Origin of the sequence: Pseudomonas sp., from assembly GCF_026224925.1 — a bacterium.
Taxonomy (GTDB): Bacteria; Pseudomonadota; Gammaproteobacteria; order Pseudomonadales; family Pseudomonadaceae; genus Aquipseudomonas.
Map to the genome: position 1 here is coordinate 1 of NZ_JAMFRV010000019.1, position 2,551 is coordinate 2,551.

4 protein-coding genes and 1 pseudogene are annotated in these 2,551 nt (G+C 55.4%); all 5 read right to left on the reverse strand.

Annotated elements, in window-relative coordinates:
• Positions 1–195 (reverse strand): annotated as a pseudogene (locus M0974_RS01055) (23S rRNA (adenine(2503)-C(2))-methyltransferase RlmN); the annotation flags it as partial.
• Between the two features lie 23 nt (positions 196–218).
• A complete protein-coding gene (ndk, locus tag M0974_RS01060) occupies positions 219–650 on the reverse strand; it encodes a nucleoside-diphosphate kinase (protein WP_219061131.1) in 432 nt (143 codons plus the stop codon).
• 91 nt (positions 651–741) lie between these two features.
• Entirely contained in the window at positions 742–942 is a 201-nt protein-coding gene (gene iscX, locus M0974_RS01065) for a Fe-S cluster assembly protein IscX (RefSeq protein WP_297831519.1), read from the reverse strand.
• Positions 943–956: 14 nt separating this feature from the next.
• Positions 957–1,298: an ISC system 2Fe-2S type ferredoxin gene (gene fdx, locus M0974_RS01070; RefSeq protein ID WP_297831522.1), complete on the reverse strand. Its 342-nt coding sequence runs from the start codon at positions 1,296–1,298 to the stop codon at positions 957–959.
• 3 nt (positions 1,299–1,301) lie between these two features.
• A partial coding sequence (gene hscA, locus M0974_RS01075; RefSeq protein WP_297831525.1) for a Fe-S protein assembly chaperone HscA occupies positions 1,302–2,551 on the reverse strand: 1,250 nt, incomplete at its 5' end.

The following is a 2,551-nucleotide window of genomic DNA, read 5'->3' on the forward strand; positions in this document are numbered from 1 at the left end:
AGCGCAGACCTTGAGCTTTTCGCGCAAGGCCTTGCTGACGTTCGTCATGGCGTCGAAATCTCCGACGCCAAAATGGTGAATCCATTTCATTACCTGACCGGCACGAAAACGCTTCTCCCCGATCGAGTCGAAGAATTTTTCCATTTCCGGTTGAGTCAGACCCAACAGGTTGGTTTTGCCAGTCGATGTTGTCATTTATTCACCCTCACTCGTTAGCCTTAGGCTTTACGAGCGGTTACTTCGGTAGCGGCGAAGAAGTAAGCGATTTCACGTGCAGCAGCGGCTTCGGAATCCGAACCGTGTACAGCGTTGGCGTCGATAGAGTCAGCGAAATCAGCACGGATAGTGCCAGCAGCTGCTTCTTTAGGGTTGGTAGCGCCCATCAGTTCACGGTTTTTGGCAATGGCGTTTTCGCCTTCCAGAACCTGAACGACAACCGGACCGGAAATCATGAAAGCAACCAGATCGCCGAAGAAACCGCGAGCGCTGTGCTCAGCGTAAAAACCTTCAGCTTCAGCTTTGGACAGCTGCTTCATTTTCGAAGCTACTACTTGCAGACCGGCCTTTTCGAAACGGGTGACGATTTCGCCAATTACATTCTTAGCAACGGCGTCAGGCTTGATGATGGAAAAGGTACGTTGAACAGCCATGGTGTAACTCCAGAAACGGTGATTAAAGCGAAAAATTAAACCCGCGTATTGTACGCGGGTTTAGGGGTATTACCTAACGCGCACTACTGACTCAGTCCGCCTCTTCAATCCAGGCAGCCTGAATAGCCTCAAGAACCTTCTCGCCGCCCCGCTTTGAATCATCGCTGAACTCAGGCAGGGCGATTACCCAATTCTGGAGATCGACGAAGTTCACCCGGCGCGGATCAACTTCTGGCTTGCTTTCGGCCAACTGAATAGCGATTTCCAGCACATCAACCCATTTAAGACTCATAAAAACTCCTTGAATCAGTGCGCCGCTTCGGCCGCATGGTTGAGCGAGTATTTCGGAATTTCGACAGTCAGGTCTTCTGTCCCGACTTTTGCCTGGCAGGTCAGGCGCGAATGCGGCTCCAGCCCCCAGGCACGGTCGAGATAGTCTTCTTCCAATTCATCGGCCTCGTTCAGCGAATCAAAGCCTTCGCGAATGATGCAGTGACACGTGGTGCAGGCGCAAACGCCGCCGCAGGCGCTTTCGATCTCGATATGGTTGTCATGGGCCACGTCGAGGATCGATCGACCGGTCTCAGCCTCAACAACCATACCGTCCGGGCAATGCTCGGCGTGTGGCAGAAAAATGATCTGCGGCATCAGTTAATCCTCAATTTCATTCAGGTTGCGCCCCGCCAGTGCGGATTTCACCGTCGAATCCAGGCGCCGGGCAGCAAAAGCATCGGTCACTTGCGACAGACGCTTGGTCTGTAGCTCGATGGCTGGGCCATCGGTGCCTTGCATCAATTCACTCAGGTCCTGCATTTGCGCTTCGATGACCATGCGCTCTTCTGCATCCAGCAGCCGATCGCCATCTGCATCCAATGCACCCTGGACCGCTTCGAGTAGACGCTGTGCGTCAACCTGCTGTTCACGCAACACGCGAGCGACTTTGTCGTCGCTGGCGTACTGGAACGAATCCTTGAGCATGCGAGTGATTTCACCGTCAGTCAGGCCATACGAAGGCTTGACCTGAATGCTCGATTCAACACCAGAGCCCAGCTCACGAGCAGCAACGCTGAGCAAGCCGTCGGCATCGACCTGGAAGGTCACACGGATTTTCGCAGCCCCGGCAACCATCGCCGGAATACCACGCAACTCAAAGCGCGCCAGGGATCGGCAATCACTGATCAGCTCACGCTCGCCCTGCAACACATGAATCATCATGGCCGACTGGCCATCTTTATACGTGGTGAAATCCTGAGCACGGGCGACGGGAATGGTGGTGTTGCGTGGAATCACCTTCTCCATCAACCCGCCCATGGTTTCCAGCCCCAAAGACAGCGGGATCACATCAAGCAGTAACAACTCTTCGCCGTCACGCTTGTTGCCAGCCAGTGTATCGGCCTGAATCGCAGCACCAATGGCCACCACTTGATCCGGATCGATCTCAGTCAGCGGCTGACGACCAAACAGCTCGGCGACCGCTTCACGCACACGCGGCACACGGGTCGAACCGCCAACCATGACCACGGCTTCAACGGCTTCAATTTCAATACCGGCATCGCGAACTGCACGCCGACAGGCTTTCAGGCTGCGAGCGAGCATCGGCTCGAGCATCGCATCGAACGCCTGACGGGTGAGAACCGAGTGCCAATCGCCATGAGCAACGTCAACCGAATCGACCTCGGTCAGCGCTTCTTTGGCAGCGCAAGCAGTTTGCAGCAGGCTGCGCTGGGCGGACGGATCAAGGTCGGCAGAAAGACCGGCCTCGCCCACAATCCAGCTGGCAATTGCGTGGTCAAAGTCATCGCCACCCAGCGCAGTGTCGCCGCCAGTTGCAAGGACCTCAAACACGCCGCCAGTCAAACGCAGAATAGAGATATCAAAAGTGCCGCCGCCGAGGTCATAAA